This window comes from Haemophilus aegyptius, assembly GCF_900475885.1.
GTDB lineage: Bacteria > Pseudomonadota > Gammaproteobacteria > Enterobacterales > Pasteurellaceae > Haemophilus > Haemophilus influenzae.
In genome coordinates this window covers 685,796-703,396 of the sequence record NZ_LS483429.1, presented here as the reverse complement: position 1 = coordinate 703,396, position 17,601 = coordinate 685,796, and the positions used below count along the sequence as shown (strand labels likewise).

At 38.2% G+C, this 17,601-nt stretch carries 19 protein-coding genes; 10 read left to right on the top strand and 9 right to left on the bottom strand.

Annotated features, from left to right (window positions below):
- Window positions 1-26: 26 nt before the first annotated feature.
- Window positions 27-611: an aminoacyl-tRNA hydrolase gene (gene pth, locus DQN49_RS03675; protein WP_006995096.1), complete on the bottom strand. Its 585-nt coding sequence runs from the start codon at window positions 609-611 to the stop codon at window positions 27-29.
- Between the two features lie 182 nt (window positions 612-793).
- Here pth and DQN49_RS03670 point away from each other — a divergent pair, with 182 nt between their 5' ends.
- The 5 genes from DQN49_RS03670 to cpdA all read left to right on the top strand — a co-directional run bounded on the left by DQN49_RS03670 (window position 794) and on the right by cpdA (window position 5,239).
- Window positions 794-1,102: an RnfH family protein gene (locus DQN49_RS03670; protein ID WP_006995097.1), complete on the top strand. Its 309-nt coding sequence runs from the start codon at window positions 794-796 to the stop codon at window positions 1,100-1,102.
- A gap of 2 nt (window positions 1,103-1,104) precedes the next feature.
- Window positions 1,105-2,319 (top strand): ribosomal protein uL16 3-hydroxylase, encoded by a 1,215-nt coding sequence (locus tag DQN49_RS03665; RefSeq protein WP_006995098.1) that lies wholly within the window; start codon window positions 1,105-1,107, stop codon window positions 2,317-2,319.
- 1 nt (window position 2,320) lies between these two features.
- Window positions 2,321-3,640: an exodeoxyribonuclease VII large subunit gene (gene xseA, locus DQN49_RS03660; protein ID WP_006995099.1), complete on the top strand. Its 1,320-nt coding sequence runs from the start codon at window positions 2,321-2,323 to the stop codon at window positions 3,638-3,640.
- A gap of 132 nt (window positions 3,641-3,772) precedes the next feature.
- Window positions 3,773-4,405 (top strand): ADP-ribose diphosphatase, encoded by a 633-nt coding sequence (nudF, locus tag DQN49_RS03655; protein ID WP_013526508.1) that lies wholly within the window; start codon window positions 3,773-3,775, stop codon window positions 4,403-4,405.
- Between the two features lie 9 nt (window positions 4,406-4,414).
- Window positions 4,415-5,239, top strand: a complete 825-nt coding sequence (cpdA, locus tag DQN49_RS03650) for a 3',5'-cyclic-AMP phosphodiesterase (protein ID WP_006995101.1) — start codon at window positions 4,415-4,417, stop codon at window positions 5,237-5,239.
- A 97-nt stretch (window positions 5,240-5,336) separates the two neighbouring features.
- Here the strand turns inward: cpdA and DQN49_RS03645 are convergent, their stop codons facing one another.
- Entirely contained in the window at window positions 5,337-5,624 is a 288-nt protein-coding gene (locus DQN49_RS03645; protein WP_005639254.1) for a YfcZ/YiiS family protein, read from the bottom strand.
- Between the two features lie 241 nt (window positions 5,625-5,865).
- Here DQN49_RS03645 and DQN49_RS03640 point away from each other — a divergent pair, with 241 nt between their 5' ends.
- From DQN49_RS03640 to mutH, 3 genes are all read left to right on the top strand, one after another.
- A complete protein-coding gene (locus tag DQN49_RS03640; protein ID WP_006995102.1) occupies window positions 5,866-7,233 on the top strand; it encodes a porin in 1,368 nt (455 codons plus the stop codon).
- A 76-nt stretch (window positions 7,234-7,309) separates the two neighbouring features.
- A complete protein-coding gene (locus tag DQN49_RS03635) occupies window positions 7,310-7,849 on the top strand; it encodes a methylated-DNA--[protein]-cysteine S-methyltransferase (RefSeq protein WP_006995103.1) in 540 nt (179 codons plus the stop codon).
- Complete coding sequence (gene mutH, locus DQN49_RS03630; RefSeq protein ID WP_006995104.1) at window positions 7,846-8,517, top strand: DNA mismatch repair endonuclease MutH; 672 nt, start codon at window positions 7,846-7,848, stop codon at window positions 8,515-8,517. The genes DQN49_RS03635 and mutH overlap by 4 nt, the downstream gene beginning before the upstream one ends.
- Here the strand turns inward: mutH and tilS are convergent.
- From tilS to znuC, 5 genes are all read right to left on the bottom strand, one after another.
- Window positions 8,514-9,806: a tRNA lysidine(34) synthetase TilS gene (tilS, locus tag DQN49_RS03625; protein WP_006995105.1), complete on the bottom strand. Its 1,293-nt coding sequence runs from the start codon at window positions 9,804-9,806 to the stop codon at window positions 8,514-8,516. The genes mutH and tilS overlap by 4 nt on opposite strands.
- Entirely contained in the window at window positions 9,806-10,672 is an 867-nt protein-coding gene (gene pdxY, locus DQN49_RS03620; protein ID WP_006995106.1) for a pyridoxal kinase, read from the bottom strand. Before pdxY ends, tilS begins: the two co-directional genes overlap by 1 nt.
- A 72-nt stretch (window positions 10,673-10,744) precedes the next feature.
- Entirely contained in the window at window positions 10,745-11,692 is a 948-nt protein-coding gene (gene accA / locus DQN49_RS03615; RefSeq protein WP_006995107.1) for an acetyl-CoA carboxylase carboxyl transferase subunit alpha, read from the bottom strand.
- A gap of 88 nt (window positions 11,693-11,780) precedes the next feature.
- Window positions 11,781-12,566, bottom strand: coding sequence for a zinc ABC transporter permease subunit ZnuB (znuB, locus tag DQN49_RS03610; protein WP_005656410.1), 786 nt, complete (start codon window positions 12,564-12,566; stop codon window positions 11,781-11,783).
- A complete protein-coding gene (gene znuC, locus DQN49_RS03605) occupies window positions 12,566-13,372 on the bottom strand; it encodes a zinc ABC transporter ATP-binding protein ZnuC (RefSeq protein ID WP_005656411.1) in 807 nt (268 codons plus the stop codon). The genes znuB and znuC overlap by 1 nt, the downstream gene beginning before the upstream one ends.
- Before the next feature lie 179 nt (window positions 13,373-13,551).
- On the opposite strand from znuC, the gene mepM reads away from it, so the two are divergent.
- Complete coding sequence (mepM, locus tag DQN49_RS03600; protein ID WP_032826242.1) at window positions 13,552-14,973, top strand: murein DD-endopeptidase MepM; 1,422 nt, start codon at window positions 13,552-13,554, stop codon at window positions 14,971-14,973.
- Window positions 14,974-15,087: 114 nt separating this feature from the next.
- Entirely contained in the window at window positions 15,088-16,044 is a 957-nt protein-coding gene (locus DQN49_RS03595; RefSeq protein ID WP_006995109.1) for a sigma 54-interacting transcriptional regulator, read from the top strand.
- A gap of 96 nt (window positions 16,045-16,140) precedes the next feature.
- Here the strand turns inward: DQN49_RS03595 and hfq are convergent, their stop codons facing one another.
- Window positions 16,141-16,416: an RNA chaperone Hfq gene (gene hfq, locus DQN49_RS03590; protein WP_006995110.1), complete on the bottom strand. Its 276-nt coding sequence runs from the start codon at window positions 16,414-16,416 to the stop codon at window positions 16,141-16,143.
- Window positions 16,417-16,506: 90 nt separating this feature from the next.
- Complete coding sequence (gene rluC, locus DQN49_RS03585; RefSeq protein WP_005659830.1) at window positions 16,507-17,475, bottom strand: 23S rRNA pseudouridine(955/2504/2580) synthase RluC; 969 nt, start codon at window positions 17,473-17,475, stop codon at window positions 16,507-16,509.
- Window positions 17,476-17,601: the final 126 nt, after the last annotated feature.

Below are 17,601 nucleotides of genomic sequence, written 5' to 3'. Positions count from 1 at the left end.
AAACGGTTGTAAAACTAACCGCACTTTTAAATTTTAAAACTGTTTAAACGATTGGTCGCTTTGATCATTCCATCTTTGAAAATCATTTCTACACAATCAGTTGCTTCATCTAACACTTTTTCAAGTGCATTGCGATCTGCTGGAGATGGTTTATTTAAAACATAACCTGCCACTAAATCACGATGGCCTGGATGCCCAATGCCAATGCGTAAACGGTAGAAATTATTGTTATTGCCCAGTTGAGCCACAATATCTTTTAAGCCGTTATGTCCGCCGTGCCCACCGCCTTGTTTGAGTTTCGCTGTGCCAGGTGGTAAATCTAATTCATCATGAATCACTAAAATTTCTTCAGGTTTAATACGGTAAAAACTTGCCAATGCCCCAACTGCTTTACCGCTTAAATTCATAAAAGTTGTTGGTACTAAAAGGCGTACTTCTTTTCCATTCACTAAAGTGCGGGCAGTTTTTCCGAAGAATTTACTTTCTGGATTTAGCGAAACGTTAAAACGACGTGCCAAGCGTTCAATAAGCCATTCGCCTGCATTGTGGCGTGTATCGGTATATTTTTCGCCAGGATTGCCTAAACCAACAATGAGTTTTATTTCTGACATTTTTATTTGATGATGTAAAAATTTGATGATGTAAAAAATAGTGGCGTATTGTAGCGAAAAAGCCTTAAATTCTCAATCTATAAGGCGGAAACAAAGAGGTAATTTATTGCTCGTGATTTATCATTAAAAGTCACCGCACTTTTCCGTTATAATGGCTAAAATTTTTTAACAAAGAAGTAAAAATGAATCAGATTAACATTGAAATCGCTTATGCTTTTCCCGAACGTTATTATTTGAAATCTTTTCAAGTTGATGAAGGAATTACCGTGCAAACGGCGATTATGCAATCAGGGATTTTAAGCCAATTTCCAGAGATTGATTTGAGCATAAATAAAATTGGGATTTTCAGTCGTCCAATAAAATTGACTGATGTATTAAAAGAGGGCGATCGTATTGAAATTTATCGTCCATTACTTGCTGATCCGAAAGAAATTCGCCGTAAACGTGCAGCAGAGCAAGCTGCAGCCAAAGACAAAGAAAAAGGAGCTTAAAAATGACCGCACTTTCATCTGTTGATTTTTGTTTACCTGAACATATCACGCCAGAAATTTTTCTACGTGATTATTGGCAGAAAAAGCCACTTGTAATTCGTAACGGTTTGCCTGAAATTGTTGGGCAGTTTGAGCCACAAGATATTATTGAGCTTGCACAAAATGAAGATGTCACCGCTCGTTTAGTGAAAACATTTTCTGATGATGATTGGAAAGTTTTTTTTAGCCCTTTGAGCGAAAAGGATTTCCAAAAATTGCCAGAAAAATGGTCGGTGTTGGTTCAAAATTTGGAGCAATGGTCGCCTGAATTAGGACAACTTTGGAACAAATTTGGCTTTATTCCTCAATGGCAACGTGACGATATTATGGTGTCTTACGCGCCGAAAGGAGGTTCTGTCGGTAAGCATTATGATGAATATGATGTATTTTTAGTGCAAGGCTATGGTCATCGTCGTTGGCAAGTGGGTAAATGGTGTGATGCAAGCACTGAATTTAAACCCAATCAATCGATCCGAATTTTTGATGATATGGGCGAATTAGTCATTGATGAAGTGATGAATCCAGGGGATATTTTGTATATTCCAGCCCGTATGGCACATTATGGCGTGGCTGAAGATGATTGTTTAACCTTCTCTTTTGGTTTGCGTTATCCGAATTTAAGTAATTTGATTGATAGCGTAAGTAAAGGATTTTGTCATCAAGATCCTGATTTGAATTTAAGCGAATTTGATTTACCGCTACGTTTAAGCCAGTCTGTACAACGTACAGGTAAACTTGCGGATGAAAATATTCAAGCAATGAAACAGCTTTTATTAGATAAATTGGCTAATTCAAAAGCTTTCGATGCGTTATTTAAACAAGCTGTGGCAAGTGCGGTAAGTTCTCGTCGTTACGAGTTATTAGTCTCTGATGAAATGTGCGATCCTGATGAAGTGCGGTCAATGTTAGAAGAAGATGGTGCATTCCTTTCTCAAGACAACAATTGTAAATTGCTTTACACCGAAAATCCGCTGCGAATTTATGCGAACGGCGAATGGTTAGATGAACTTAATGTAATTGAAAGCGAAGTGTTAAAACGCTTATCTGACGGCGAAAGTTTAGATTGGGCATTTTTATCAAGTTTAGTAAATGAAACTGAAGATCCTGAAACCTCAATGGATTTGTTGTTGGATTCCATTTGTAACTGGGTTGATGATGGTTGGGTGTTAATTGAATAATATGTCAGACAATATTTATTCCGTCTCTCAACTCAACTCTGCTGCGCGCCAGATGTTGGAGGGGCATTTTTCCCAAATTTGGCTAACAGGGGAAATTTCCAATTTTACGCAACCCGTGTCTGGGCATTGGTATTTAACGCTGAAAGATGAAAATGCACAGATGCGTTGTGCAATGTTTCGTATGAAAAATTTGCGTGTTGCTTTTCGTCCACAAAATGGAATGCAAGTGCTTGTGCGTGCCAATGTGAGTTTATATGAGCCTCGCGGCGATTATCAACTTATTATTGATTCTATGCACCCAGCAGGCGAGGGATTATTGCAACAGCAATTTGAAGCGTTAAAAATGAAATTGGCTGCGGAAGGATTGTTTGCTCAAAATCTCAAGAAAAATCTACCGCACTTTAGTAAAGCAGTGGGGATTATTACGTCTTCTACAGGTGCGGCATTACAGGATATTTTGCATATTTTGGCACGCCGTGATCCAAGTTTAAAAGTCGTCATTTATCCCACTGCAGTTCAAGGCAAAGAGGCGACTGCAGAAATTGTGCAAATGATTGAACTTGCTAATGTGCGACAAGAAGTGGATGTATTAATTGTGGGTCGTGGTGGTGGTTCATTAGAAGATCTTTGGTGTTTTAATGAAGAAGAAGTGGCTCGTGCGATTTTTCGTTCAACCTTACCCATTATCAGTGCGGTAGGTCACGAAACAGATGTGACGATTGCCGATTTTGTTGCAGATCTTCGTGCGCCGACCCCTTCTGCTGCGGCAGAGTTAGTTAGTCGTAATCAAGATGAATTATTGCAACAACTTCGCCATCAACAGCAACGTTTAGATATGGCATTTGATCGTTTATTTACACGAAAAAGCCAGCGTTTGAAACAGCTTGCCTTACGATTGCAAAATCAGCATCCGCAGAATCAGCTACGTGCTCAACAAGCGAAAAATGAACAGCTTACGCATCGCTTGCAACTTGCAATATTGCGTCAGTTTGAAAATACACAACAAAAATTCACCGCACTTTCTGTTCGTTTAAAACAAAATCCATTGCCATATCAAGTGCAACGTCATCAACAGCATTTAGAACAACTTCAAGTGCGGTTAAATTTCAGCATAAATCGGCAAGTGACGGAACGTCAAAATAAACTGGCAACGTTATGCGGAAAATTGGATGGCTTAAGCCCGTTGAAAGTCTTGGCAAGAGGTTATTCTATTGCGGAAAATCCGCAAGGTAAAGCCATTGTTAGCGTGAAAGATGTCAATCAAGGGGACTTCATTACAACTCAAGTGGCTGATGGAAAAATTGTGAGTAAGGTTTTGTAAGATGCTTATTTTGTAAAAATGGCATTTTGTTTTTTTGTGACTCACTTCAAACTCTCAGCAAAAAGTGGAAACCTTCTATTTTTTTTGTAGTCTTTTAAGCGTATGATTTTGCACTCAGTTTTGGAGAAAAAGATGTCAGAAATTCAACATTTTAGCCAACAAGATATAGAAATATTGGGCGAACAAACTTTGTATGAGGGTTTTTTCACGCTTAAACGAATCCAATTTAAACATAAACTTTTTGCTGGGGGGCAAAGTGGCGTCGTAACCCGAGAATTACTGATTAAAGGCGCAGCCTCAGCGGTTATCGCTTATGATCCAAAAGAAGATTCGGTGATTTTAGTTGAACAAGTTCGCATTGGCGCGGCTTATCATCCTGAATCTCATCGTTCGCCTTGGTTACTTGAATTAATTGCAGGTATGGTGGAAAAAGGCGAAAAGCCAGAAGACGTTGCTTTGCGTGAGAGTGAAGAAGAAGCGGGAATTCAAGTCAAAAATTTAACACATTGTTTAAGTGTGTGGGATAGCCCAGGTGGCATAGTGGAGCGGATTCATTTATTTGCAGGCGAAGTGGATAGCTCACAAGCAAAAGGCATTCACGGTTTGGCTGAAGAAAATGAAGACATTCGAGTGCACGTAGTAAAACGTGAACAGGCGTATCAATGGATGTGCGAGGGGAAAATTGATAATGGCATTGCAGTGATTGGATTGCAGTGGCTTCAATTAAATTATGCTCAGTTACAACAAAGTTGGAAACGTAGCTAGGGGGCATTAATGAAAAATACGTTTGTTTATCAGGCGGAAAAGCCAATTATTAAGTTATTACAAATTACCGATCCCCATTTATTTAAAGATGAAAGTGCGGAATTATTGGGAGTAAATACACAAGCAAGTTTTGCTCAAGTATTAAAGGAAATTCAGCAAGAAAATAACCAATTTGATGTGATTCTTGCTACAGGTGATCTTGTGCAAGATAGTAGCGATGAAGGTTACACTCGTTTTGTAGAAATGATGAAACCTTTCAATAAACCTGTATTTTGGATTCCAGGAAATCACGATTTTCAGCCTAAAATGGCAGAATTTTTAAATCAGCCACCAATGAACGTGGCAAAACATCTTCTACTAGGCGAACATTGGCAAGCTTTATTGTTGGATAGCCAAGTTTATGGTGTACCGCATGGACAACTAAGCCAGCATCAACTCGATTTATTAAAAGAAACCTTAGAAAAAAATCCTGAACGCTATACCTTGGTTGTATTACACCATCATTTATTACCAACTAATTCCGCGTGGCTTGATCAACATAACCTTCGTAATTCTCACGAATTGGCAGAAGTGCTTGCGCCTTTTAGTAATGTGAAAGCTATTTTATATGGGCATATTCATCAAGAAGTAAATAGTGAATGGAATGGCTATCAAGTGATGGCAACGCCAGCGACTTGTATTCAATTTAAACCTGATTGCCAGTATTTTTCTCTTGATACCTTACAGCCTGGTTGGCGTGAAATTGAGCTACATTCAGATGGTTCAATTCGTACGGAAGTAAAGCGTATTCAGCAAGCGGAATTTTTGCCGAATATGCAAGAAGATGGATATTAAATTTTGTGGACGTTTTAAAAATCGTTTTTATAGTGCGTATTTTTAAAACGTCCACTATTCTAACCCAACAAAAGTGCGGTCAAATTTTTAATTGTTTTTAACGATTCGCCAGTTCAAAAATCATCGCCTCTGCTTGGCAACTAAAAGTGAAAGAGGCATTTAATTGAACGCCGTTTTCAACTGCCACGATTTCGCTTTTAATTTCGCAAGGATCGCTTTCTGTATCCCGCGCTTTCTTCGTTAATCGTTCAAGTGCTGCATTGGCATCAGCTTCTGTGCTATAAACTTGATGTACTTCTACGCTACAGTCAGAGCCATCAATAATCGTGCCTACATCAACACAGCTACAAGTTAAGGATTCTTCTGCTTTGCATTTTACGGTCATTTTCTTTTCCTTATATGAATATTTTTGTGCATTTTATCATTTTTCTTTTTTTCCCATAAATGACAAAAATTGAACAAAACAATCCATTAAATGCAAAAAACTCCTGCTAACTGATATTAACCATAATAAAAATAAGGAAATAGAGTTGCACTCAACAGATTCAGGCTTTATAATTACCCAGTAATTACCCAGTAATTACCCAGTAATTACCCAGACTTTTACTTATAACAAGGGGATCCAAATGAAAAAATTTAATCAATCTATATTAGCAACAGCAATGTTATTGGCTGCAGGTGGCGCAAATGCGGCTGCGTTCCAATTGGCGGAAGTTTCTACTTCAGGTCTTGGTCGTGCCTATGCGGGTGAAGCGGCGATTGCAGATAATGCTTCTGTGGTGGCAACTAACCCAGCTTTGATGAGTTTATTTAAAACGAATCAATTTTCTGTGGGTGGCGTTTATGTTGATTCTAGAATTAATATGAATGGTGATGTAACTACTTATATAAAATCTCTTTCAACAGCAACAACAAAGAACGGCTCAGCTTCAAAGCGTAATGTTGTTCCTGGTGCTTTTGTGCCAAATCTTTATTTCGTTGCGCCAGTGAATGATAAATTAGCGGTGGGCGCAGGAATGAATGTCAATTTCGGTCTAAAAAGTAAATATGACGATAGTTATGATGCTGGTGTATTTGGTGGAAAAACTGACTTGACTGCTATCAACTTAAATTTAAGTGGTGCTTATCGAGTAACAGAAGGCTTGAGCATAGGTTTAGGGGTAAATGCGGTTTATGCTAAAGCCCAAGTTGAACGGAATGCTGGTATTATTGCGGATAGTGTTATAATTGCACAAAATGGAAAAGTATCCACAGTACTGCCAGAACCACAAAAAACAATTGCTGAGTATTTGACCTCTAAAGGCAAATCTGTTGTGTCATTACAAGATAGAGCAGCTTGGGGGTTTGGCTGGAATGCAGGTGTAATGTATCAATTTAATGAAGGTAACCGAATTGGTTTAGCCTATCATTCTAAAGTGGACATTGATTTTTCTGACCGCACTGCCACTAGTTTAGAAGCAAATGTCATCAAAGAAGGTAAAAAAGGTAATTTAACCCTTAAATTGCCAGATTACTTAGAACTTTCTGGTTTCCATCAATTAACTGACAAATTTGCTGTGCATTATAGTTATAAATATACCCATTGGAGTCGTTTAACAAAATTACATGCCAGCTTCGAAGATGGTAAGAAAGCTTTTGATAAAGAATTGCAATACAATAATAACTCTCGTATTGCATTAGGGGCAAGTTATAATCTTGATGAAAAATTGACCTTACGCGCGGGTATTGCTTACGATCAAGCGGCATCTCGTCATCACCGTAGTGCTGCAATTCCAGATACCGATCGCACTTGGTATAGTTTAGGGGCGACCTATAAATTCACGCCGAATTTATCTGTTGATCTTGGCTATGCTTACTTAAAAGGCAAAAAAGTTCACTTTAAAGAAGTAAAAACAATAGGTGAAAAAACTGCATTCGAATTGAATACAAATGCAAATTATACTTCTCAAGCACATGCAAATCTTTACGGCTTAAACTTAAATTATAGTTTCTAATCCGTTAAAAAATTTAGCATAATAAAGCACACTTCCACAGCAAGTGTGCTTTTCTTTTTATAAAACAAGGCGAAAAATGACCGCACTTTATTACACTTATTACCCCTCGCCAGTGGGACGGCTTTTGATTTTATCTGATGGCGAAAGCATTACACATATTGATTTTGAAAAAGAGCAATATGCGCCTAATCCAAAATGGCACAAGCAAGATGAATTGCCTGTTTTTCAAAAAGTGCGGTTGGCTTTTGAACGATATTTTAATGGCGAAGTTGAGTGTTTTTCAAACATTCCTTTAAAACCAGAAGGCACCGCGTTTCAACAAGCCATTTGGCAAGCCTTGCGCGAAATTGCTTATGGCGAGCTTTCCACTTATGGCGAGCTGGCGTTACGGATTAATAATCCTAAAGCTGTTCGTGCCGTGGGCGGTGCGGTGGGGAGTAATCCCATTAGTATTATTATTCCTTGTCATCGCATTTTAGGCAAAGATCGTACTTTAACTGGTTTTGGCGGTGGCTTAGAGGCAAAACGTTTTTTATTACAGTTAGAGAATATTCCCTATATTGATAAAGGCACTGAAAACACGAAGCCTCGCTTTTTTAAGAAATATCACGAATGATTCCACAAACCCTTGAACAATTACTTTCCCAAGCGCAATCTATTGCTGGCTTAACTTTTGGGGAGTTAGCTGATGAACTGCATATTCCTGTTCCGATTGATTTAAAACGTGATAAAGGCTGGGTAGGCATGTTATTAGAGCGTGCTTTAGGCGCAACGGCAGGGAGTAAAGCTGAACAGGATTTTTCTCATTTAGGTGTTGAGCTTAAAACATTGCCGATTAATGCGGAGGGTTATCCTCTTGAAACCACCTTTGTGAGCCTTGCTCCATTGGTACAAAATTCAGGAGTTAAATGGGAAAATTCGCACGTTCGTCATAAACTTTCTTGTGTACTTTGGATGCCTATTGAAGGCAGTCGCCATATTCCATTGCGTGAACGTCATATCGGTGCGCCAATTTTATGGAAACCAACCGCTAAGCAAGAACGTCAATTAAAACAAGATTGGGAAGAATTGATGGATTTAATTGTACTTGGCAAATTGGATCAAATTACTGCTCGAATTGGCGAGGTTATGCAACTCCGTCCAAAAGGGGCAAATAGCAAAGCCGTTACAAAAGGCATTGGCAAAAATGGGGAAGTGATAGATACCTTGCCTTTAGGTTTTTATCTAAGAAAAGAATTTACCGCTCAAATTTTGAAAGCATTTTTAGATGTAAAGCCACTTTAACTTGATTTTAAAACACGGAAAAAACCGACCGCACTTTTTAGCTTGTTGCCATAAAAAATTAAGGGAATTCGATTTCGTTCCCAAGGTGGCACGCCTAATTCTTGCCAGATTTTTTTTATATCTTCTCTTGGGCGTTTCGGATGATGTTTAATTTTGCCTGAATAGCCAAAGCGAATAGAAATAGGCAAGTCCGTTTTTTCTAGCGTAACAGAGTAATCCTGCCAGTAGAAAATCAGGTTTTGTTCATTTTCTTGAACAGTGAGATTGCCTAAATCATCGGGTAAACTTAACGTGTTTTGTTCTAATTTTAGGCAGTATTTGGTTAGATCAGAAAACCGTTTAGTTAAATATAAACTATCTTGATAACGTCGAATGACTTTATTTACAAGTTGAAATTGAGGATTTGCCTCTTCTTTTGCAAAAACAACATCATTAATAAGCTGTGTAAGCTGGCGTTTACTTGGCATTTCAAGTTGGTTTTCCGCAAGCCACATACGCAAAAGTGCGGTTTGTTTTGCGAGAGAATATTTGCGGAACTGGCACAGTTTAAATTGGTTTTTAATTTGACAATGTTTTGCAAAGGTTTCACTCAATAAATCATTGATTAATTGTTGCTGTTCAAAACAATGTTGTGCTGAACGTTGCACGGCTAAATCAAAATAAGCCCAGCGTTCACGTAATTTTGGCAAAATTTCATTGCGTAAGAAATTGCGATCAAATCGATTATCTTCATTACTTTCGTCTGTAATCCAGTTGAGTTTTTCTTTTTGCGCGTAATTTTCTAACTGGGTGCGAGTAAAACCTAACAAAGGGCGTAAAATTGGCATGCCGAACAATACACTTCGTTGTTGCATTGCGCCCAAGCCTTGTAGCCCACTGCCACGTTTTAGGGCTAAGAAAAAGGTTTCTGTTTGATCGTTTAGATGATGTGCCGTGACCAGCATTTCTTGTGTTTGAAGATGTTTTTTTATGGCTTGATAGCGTGCTTCACGTGCCCCAGCCTCAATACCATTGGTTTTATCTACTTGTACTCGCTCGATAATCAACGGAATTTGAAATTGATCGCATAAGTCTTGGCAATGTTTAGCCCAACTGTCTGCATTGGGGCTTAAGCCGTGATGAATATGGATTGCTCGTACTGATAAAGGCGGTAAGTGCGGTCGTTTTTGACGAAGTTTTGCAAATAAAGAAAGAAGTACAGTGGAATCTAAACCACCACTCAAGGCAATAAGAAATGCTTGAGCGGTGGTTTGTTTGAGTTGTTTTTCAATGTCTGAAAGTAAGTCCATTAGGCAACTTTTTCAGCTTTATAATTGCTGCTTGGATTGAGAATTTCAAAACGTGCGGCAATGGTTTGTAATTCGTAAGAACCTAGTTCAAAGGTGGTTTTCATTACGCCTGCTACTTCATTATTCATCGCTTCAAAGGCTTCTACATCAGATTTTCCATTGAGTAAATTTGCTAAGAATGTCCCTGCAATTAAATCGCCCACGCCCACTGGTTCAAAATTGAATTGATAAAGTGGACGGCTTAAATGCCAAACACCCTCTGGGGTTGCCATAATAATTTCAAATGTATCAGGATCGTTGATTTTACCTGCACTGCCTAAATGTTTAACAAGGACTTTCTTCACGCCTTTTGCAATTAACGCATTCACTGCTTTTAACACATCATCAAAGGTATTAATTGGGAATTCAGTGAGCTGACGTAATTCATGCAAGTTTGGCGTCATAATGTCTGCCACTGGAATCGCTTTTTCAATAAGTGCTTCGCAAACACCATTGGCAACTACGCAGCTTTTTTTCGGATGTGGCATTACAGGGTCGCATAAATAAAGCGCATTTGGATTACGCAGTTTGATTTGCTCTAAAGCAAAAAGAATTTGATCGACTTGTTCCGCAGAACCTAAGTAACCAGATAACAAGGCATCACATTCTTGTAGTTTTTCAATATTATCGAGTCCAGTTACAATTTCTCGGATTTGTTCTTGAGGAATGATCATGCCCGTCCATTTTCCGTATTGAGTATGATTAGAAAATTGAACGGTATTTAATGCCCATACATCTACGCCTAATAACTGCATTGGAAAAGTCGCAGATTTGTTACCTGCAAAACCATAGACCACGTGGGATTGGATTGAAAGTACGTTTTTCATTGTGTTTTCTCCTTTGTTGTATATTTAGATCAAAAAAGAGCGGCAAAAATCACCGCTCTTTTAGAATATTAGTTAGCAATAACCGTAAGACATTAAACGTTCATAGCGTCTATTTAATAATTCTTCTTTGCTTAGTCCGTCAAGCTCTGCTAAATCTTCTTTTAAACGAAGTTTTAAGTTTTCAGCTATTTCTAGATAATTACGATGTGCACCACCTAAAGGTTCTTGCACAATGCCATCGATAAGATTTAATTCTTTTAAACGGCTTGCGGTTAATCCCATTACTTCCGCTGCAGTCGATGCTTTTTCCGCACTTTTCCAAAGAATAGAAGCACAGCCTTCAGGCGAGATAACAGAATAAGTGGAATACTGCAACATATTCACTTTATCGCCCACGCCAATAGCTAACGCACCGCCCGAACCGCCTTCACCGATAACAGTACAAATAACGGGAACGGTAAGTTGTGCCATTTCGCGTAAGTTGCGAGCAATAGCTTCCGCTTGACCACGTTCTTCTGCGCCAATACCTGGATAAGCCCCTGGTGTGTCAATAAATGTAATAATTGGCAATTTAAAACGTTCAGCCATTTCCATTAAACGTAACGCTTTGCGATAGCCTTCAGGTGCAGGCATACCAAAATTGCGTTGTACTTTTTCTTTTACGGAACGACCTTTTTGATGACCAATCACCATCACTGGGCGACCATCTAAACGCGCCAAGCCACCAACAATCGCTTTATCATCAGCAAAAGCACGATCGCCAGCAAGTTCTTCAAATTCCGTAAAAATATGTTCGATATAATCTAATGTATAAGGACGGTTTGGATGACGTGCCATACGTGAAACTTGCCAAGCATCAAGGTTAGCAAAGGTTTTTTTAGTGAGTTCGTTACTTTTCTTTTGTAAGCGTTTGATTTCATCAGTTAAATCAACTTTATCATCCGATGCTGAGCATAATGCTTCAATTTTTGCTTCTAATTCGGCAATCGGCAATTCAAAATCTAAATATTCTTGGTTCATTTTGTTATCCTAAAAAGACCGTAAAAATCGACCGCACTTTATCAAGAATTAAACTGGGGCGCAAATGGTTTTCACTGGTTGGGCAAACTTATAATCGCTCTTTTTTGAAGAGTGATAAGACAAATAAAAACGCTGAACAAATCACAACGGAAGGCCCAGCAGCGGTATCATAAAAGGCTGATAAGATTAGCCCAGCTATAATTGACAACATACTGACTACAATCGCCCAGCCCACCATAGATTCTGGCGTTCTCGCAAAGCGACGAGCGGTTGCCGCAGGGATTATTAATAAGGATGTGATTATTAATGCACCGACAAATTTCATACTCAAGGCAATAGTCAATGCGGTTAATATCATTAAAATAAAACGCATTTTTTTGATATTAATGCCTTCAACTTGCGCGAGTTCTGGCGATACGGTGGTGGAAAGTAAGGATTGCCAAAAGTAAATTAATGTTGAAAGCACAATTATCACGCCAATGCCAATATAAATTAAATCGGTATAATTAATTGCGAGCAAATCCCCAAATAAATAATTCATTAAATCTACCCGTACATTCCGTAATAATCCTACTGTCACAACGCCGAGAGATAAACAGCTATGGGCGATAATGCCGAGCAAGGTATCAATAGAAAATTGCGTATTGCTTTCTAACCACACCATTGCGATAGCAAGAATTAAGGTCAGCACCACAATCGCAATGTAAGGATTGACTTGTAAGAAAATACCTAACGCCACGCCAAGCAAGGCAGAGTGAGAAAGTGTGTCTCCAAAATAAGCCATTTTCCGCCACACTACAAATACGCCAAGTGGCGCGGTAATAAGTGAAAGCAAAATGCCTGTTAAAAGGGCAGGAAATAAAATTTCAAACATTATTTATCCTTATTTTGACAATGCACTGCTGATGAATTACAACCGCACACATCTCCGTGTAAAGTGTGATGATGATTGTGATGATGGGTATAAAAGCCGATATTTTGTGCGATCTGATTTCCCCATAAACGCATAAATGTTGGATCATTTGAGAGAACATCAGGCGTACCTGCACAACAAATATGTTGGTTAATACACAATACTTCTTTACTGTCTGCCATCACAATGTGTAAATCGTGTGATACCATCAATACAGCACAATTTAATTTTTGTTGGGTCTGATGAATGAGCTGATAAAGTTCTGCCTGACCAGTAATATCTACGCCTTGAGTGGGTTCATCTAGCACAAGTAAATTTGGTTTATTTAAAATTGCACGCGCCAATAATACGCGTTGCATTTCGCCACCAGATAGTTTTTGCATATTATTTTTGCGTAAATGTGAAATCGAAAGTTGCTCAAGTGCGGTGGAAATTTCTTGTGTTTTAATGCCTTTTTTTAGCGAAAGAAATCGCTCAACCGTAATAGGTAAACTATGATCTAAATGGATTTTTTGTGGAACATAGCCAATGCGAACATTTTTACTGTAAATGACTTCGCCAGAAGTGGGCGTTTGTAGTTTTAATAAGGTTTTTAATAACGTTGATTTTCCGCCACCATTTGGTCCCACAATGGTAATAATAGAATTGGGATAGATATTTAAATTAATATCTTGCAGAGCGGTTTTTTGTGCGAAAACCACATTGATATTTTTTAATTGAATGAGCGGTTGTTGGTTTTGCTCGTTGCGAATGGCTGTGATATTCATAAAATCGCCGTGTTTTCAACAATGGTTGGGGAAAATAACGCATTTTTATAGAATTCTCAAGATTTTCTACCTAATGTCGAATATTTAAGCGTTTGAATAATGCTTTTCCCGTAGAAATGAATTTTCTTTATAATCTGTAGTCCGAATGCTGAAAACTTTTTTTTATTTTAGGGATGCCAGTGCAACATGTAAAATTAGCTCGAGATAGAAGAAAAAAACGCGCATATATAAAAGTAGGCGTGTTTTTTGTTGCTATTTTGCTTATTTTGACAGGCATTTTACTTACAATAAAAAGCAAACCTGAAGAAAACCCCATATTTTCCACCTCTGACAGTGGGGAATATCACGAGTTAAATACATCGCCAAATAAAAATTCCACCGCACTTCAACCTGATGAAGATGCCACCTCTTATGATGATGAACTACAAGCAAAAGATGACGAAGTTGATGAAGTAAAACTATCTTCAGATAATCTCGATACTTTACCTCAAGACGCACAAGACGCACTCAATGGTTTATTAGACGCAGCCGATCAAGCCATAAGAATTACTGATCAATTTAGCTATACGGTAACCGAAGGGGATACGTTAAAAGATGTTTTGGCTCTGTCTGGCTTGGATGATTTAACAGTACAACAGTTGCTTGCGCTTGATCCCGAATTAGCCCACTTAAAAGCAGGTCAGCAATTTTACTGGATTTTAGATAAAAATGATAACTTGGAATATTTAAATTGGCTGGTTTCTGAAAAAGAAGAACGTATTTATGAACGTCTCGAAGATGGGAAATTTAAACGCCAAGTTATTGAAAAGAAAAGTATTTGGCGAAAAGAAGTATTAAAAGGCGAGATTCAAAATTCTTTAAATAGTAGTTTAAGAGAACAAGGTCTTGATACGCGTCAAATTAGCCAACTTAGTAACGCCTTACAATGGCAAGTGAATTTGAGAAAACTAAAAAAAGGAACTCAATTTGCCATTTTAGTTTCTCGTGAATATTTAGGCGATAAACTCACTGGTCAAGGTAATGTTGAGGCGTTACGTATTTCATCTGGTGGTAAAAACTATTATGCTGTGCAAGCTGCAAATGGTCGTTATTATAATCAGCAAGGAGAAACCTTAGGCAAAGGTTTTGCTCGTTATCCATTGCAACGCCAAGCACGCGTATCCTCCCCTTTTAATCCAAATCGTCGTCATCCAGTAACAGGACGTGTTCGTCCGCATAAAGGTGTGGATTTCTCCGTTTCTCAAGGCACACCAGTTATTGCACCAGCAGATGGCACAGTTGAAAAAGTCGCTTATCAGGCTGGCGGTACAGGACGTTATGTTATGTTGCGTCACGGGCGTGAATATCAAACTGTTTATATGCATTTGAGCAAATCCCTAGTAAAAGCAGGGCAAACAGTTAAAAAAGGCGAACGTATTGCACTTTCTGGTAACACGGGGATTTCTACGGGCCCACATTTACATTATGAATTTCATATTAACGGTCGGGCAGTGAATCCTCTTACTGTTAAATTACCCGGCACTAGCAGTGGTATGACTTCAGCTGAACGGAAACAATTCCTTGTTCGTGTTCGTGAAGCTGAAAAAATGTTAAAACCTTAGCGATATAAAGTGCGGTCAAAAATGGTCGCATTTTTACCTTATGTAAAATAATATTTACACTTTGTTGTAAAGAAATTATCATAGCCATATCTTAATTATCCCCATTCTCTGAATATGACGATTTCTAAATTTGATCCTAAAAAACCTTTCGATTGTTTTATTGTGCAAAGTGAATCCATGAAAAGTGCGGTAGAAAACGCGAAACGTTTTGCTATGTTTGATGTGCCTTTGTTAATTCAAGGCGAAACGGGGAGTGGAAAAGATTTGTTAGCGAAAGCCTGCCATTATCAGAGTTTGCGTCGCGATAAAAAATTTATCGCAGTAAACTGTGCGGGTTTGCCTGATGAAGATGCGGAAAGTGAAATGTTTGGTCGAAAAGTCGGAGACAGTGAAACCATCGGTTTTTTTGAGTACGCGAATAAAGGGACAGTTTTACTCGATGGCATTGCCGAACTTTCATTAAGTTTACAGGCTAAATTATTGCGTTTTTTAACGGATGGATCTTTCCGTCGAGTAGGCGAAGAAAAAGAGCATTATGCAAATGTGCGCGTGATTTGCACATCACAGGTTCCACTTCATTTGCTTGTTGAGCAAGGTAAAGTTCGTGCTGATTTATTTCATCGCTTAAATGTTCTCACTATTAATGTGCCTGCATTACGAGATCGCATGGCTGATATTGAGCCACTGGCACAAGGTTTTTTACAGGAAATCAGTGAAGAATTAAAAATTGCAAAACCAACTTTCGATAAAGATTTTCTTCTTTATTTGCAGAAATATGATTGGAAAGGGAATGTTCGAGAGCTTTATAACACCCTTTATCGCGCTTGTTCGTTAGTACAAGATAATCATTTAACTATCGAAAGTTTAAATCTTGCTCTGCCACAAAGTGCGGTGATTTCTTTGGATGAATTTGAAAATAAAACCTTAGATGAAATTATTGGTTTCTATGAAGCACAAGTCCTAAAATTATTTTATGTAGAATATCCAAGCACGAGAAAATTGGCTCAACGTTTAGGCGTTTCCCATACTGCCATTGCGAATAAATTGAAACAATATGGAATTGGAAAGTAGTTTTCACATTTGAGATGAAAAAAAGTGCGGTTGAAATTTCCTGAGAATTTTCAACCGCACTTAATAAATATTGATTACCCATTAATGGTATTGTGATTACTCTGCTTGAATTTCCACGTTTTCAACTGCTTCTGTTGGAGCAGTATGATGATTGTTATTGTGATGGGAAACTGAACGAGCAGGCACAACCGTTGAAATTGCGTGTTTATATACCATTTGATTCACGGTGTTTTTTAATAAAATCACGAATTGATCGAATGATTCAATTTGACCTTGAAGTTTGATTCCGTTTACAAGGTAGATTGATACAGGAATGCGTTCACGACGAAGCGCATTTAAATAAGGATCTTGTAAAGATTGTCCTTTTGCCATTTTGCTATCCTTTGTTGTCGTTATTATGAAATTTGTTGATAGAAACGAGTTGTCTCCGTGTGTAAGTGTAGCAATAAACAGAAATATTGTCTATTTGCTTTCCCGCAACTTTTGCAAAATTGCTTTCATTTGATGATCTAGTGACGCATTGAAACGTAGTGTTTCTCCATTTTTAGGGTGTTCAAATCGAATTGAAAAAGCGTGCAAAAACAAACGATTCAATCCTAATTCATTCATTTGTTTATCAAAATCTTTATCGCCGTATTTATCATCTAATGCGATAGGATGCCCTGCATATTGTGTATGCACGCGAATTTGATGCGTTCGCCCTGTGACTGGCGAAGCCTTCACAAGCGTAGCATTTATATAGCGTTCTTCAATACTAAAGCGGGTTTCAGATGGTTTTCCTTGCTCGCTGACACGCACAATGCGCTCTCCGCTAGATAATTCATTTTTCAAAAGAGGGGCTTGAATAACTTTTATATGGGATTGCCATTGCCCACGTACTAACGCTAAATAATCTTTTTGAACGGTTTTGACGCGAAGTTGTTCGTGCAAATTGCGTAATGCTGAACGTTTTTTGGCAATTAATAAAATGCCTGATGTATCGCGATCTAAACGATGAACCAGTTCTAAAAAGCGTGCTTCTGGGCGTAATGCTCGTAAGGCTTCAATCACACCAAAATTTAAACCACTTCCGCCGTGCACCGCGATTCCTGAGGGTTTATTTAAAATAATCAAGCAATCATCTTCAAACAAAATTTGGTTTTCAAGTGCGGCAACTTTATTGAGATTTTTTGAAATCGGCGCATCATTTTTTTCTGCGACACGCACAGGTGGAATGCGTACAACATCGCCTGTTTGCAGTTTATATTCTGGTTTAATTCTGCCTTTGTTTACTCGCACTTCGCCTTTACGCACAATGCGATAAATTAAACTTTTGGGTACACCTTTGAGTTTTGCTAATAAATAATTATCAATTCGTTGCCCACTTTCATCTTCACTAATTGTCAGCATTTTTACGGATGAATTAATGATTTTTTCATTTTGTTTTGTCATTTTTTTTCCTTTTGAAAATCGCTGCAAATCATATCATAAAGGCACTATAAACGTAATATGAACGTCACTCTATGAACGCAAATTCGCCTTGCTAATTAATCGTTTTCTATGGATAATAGAACGTCT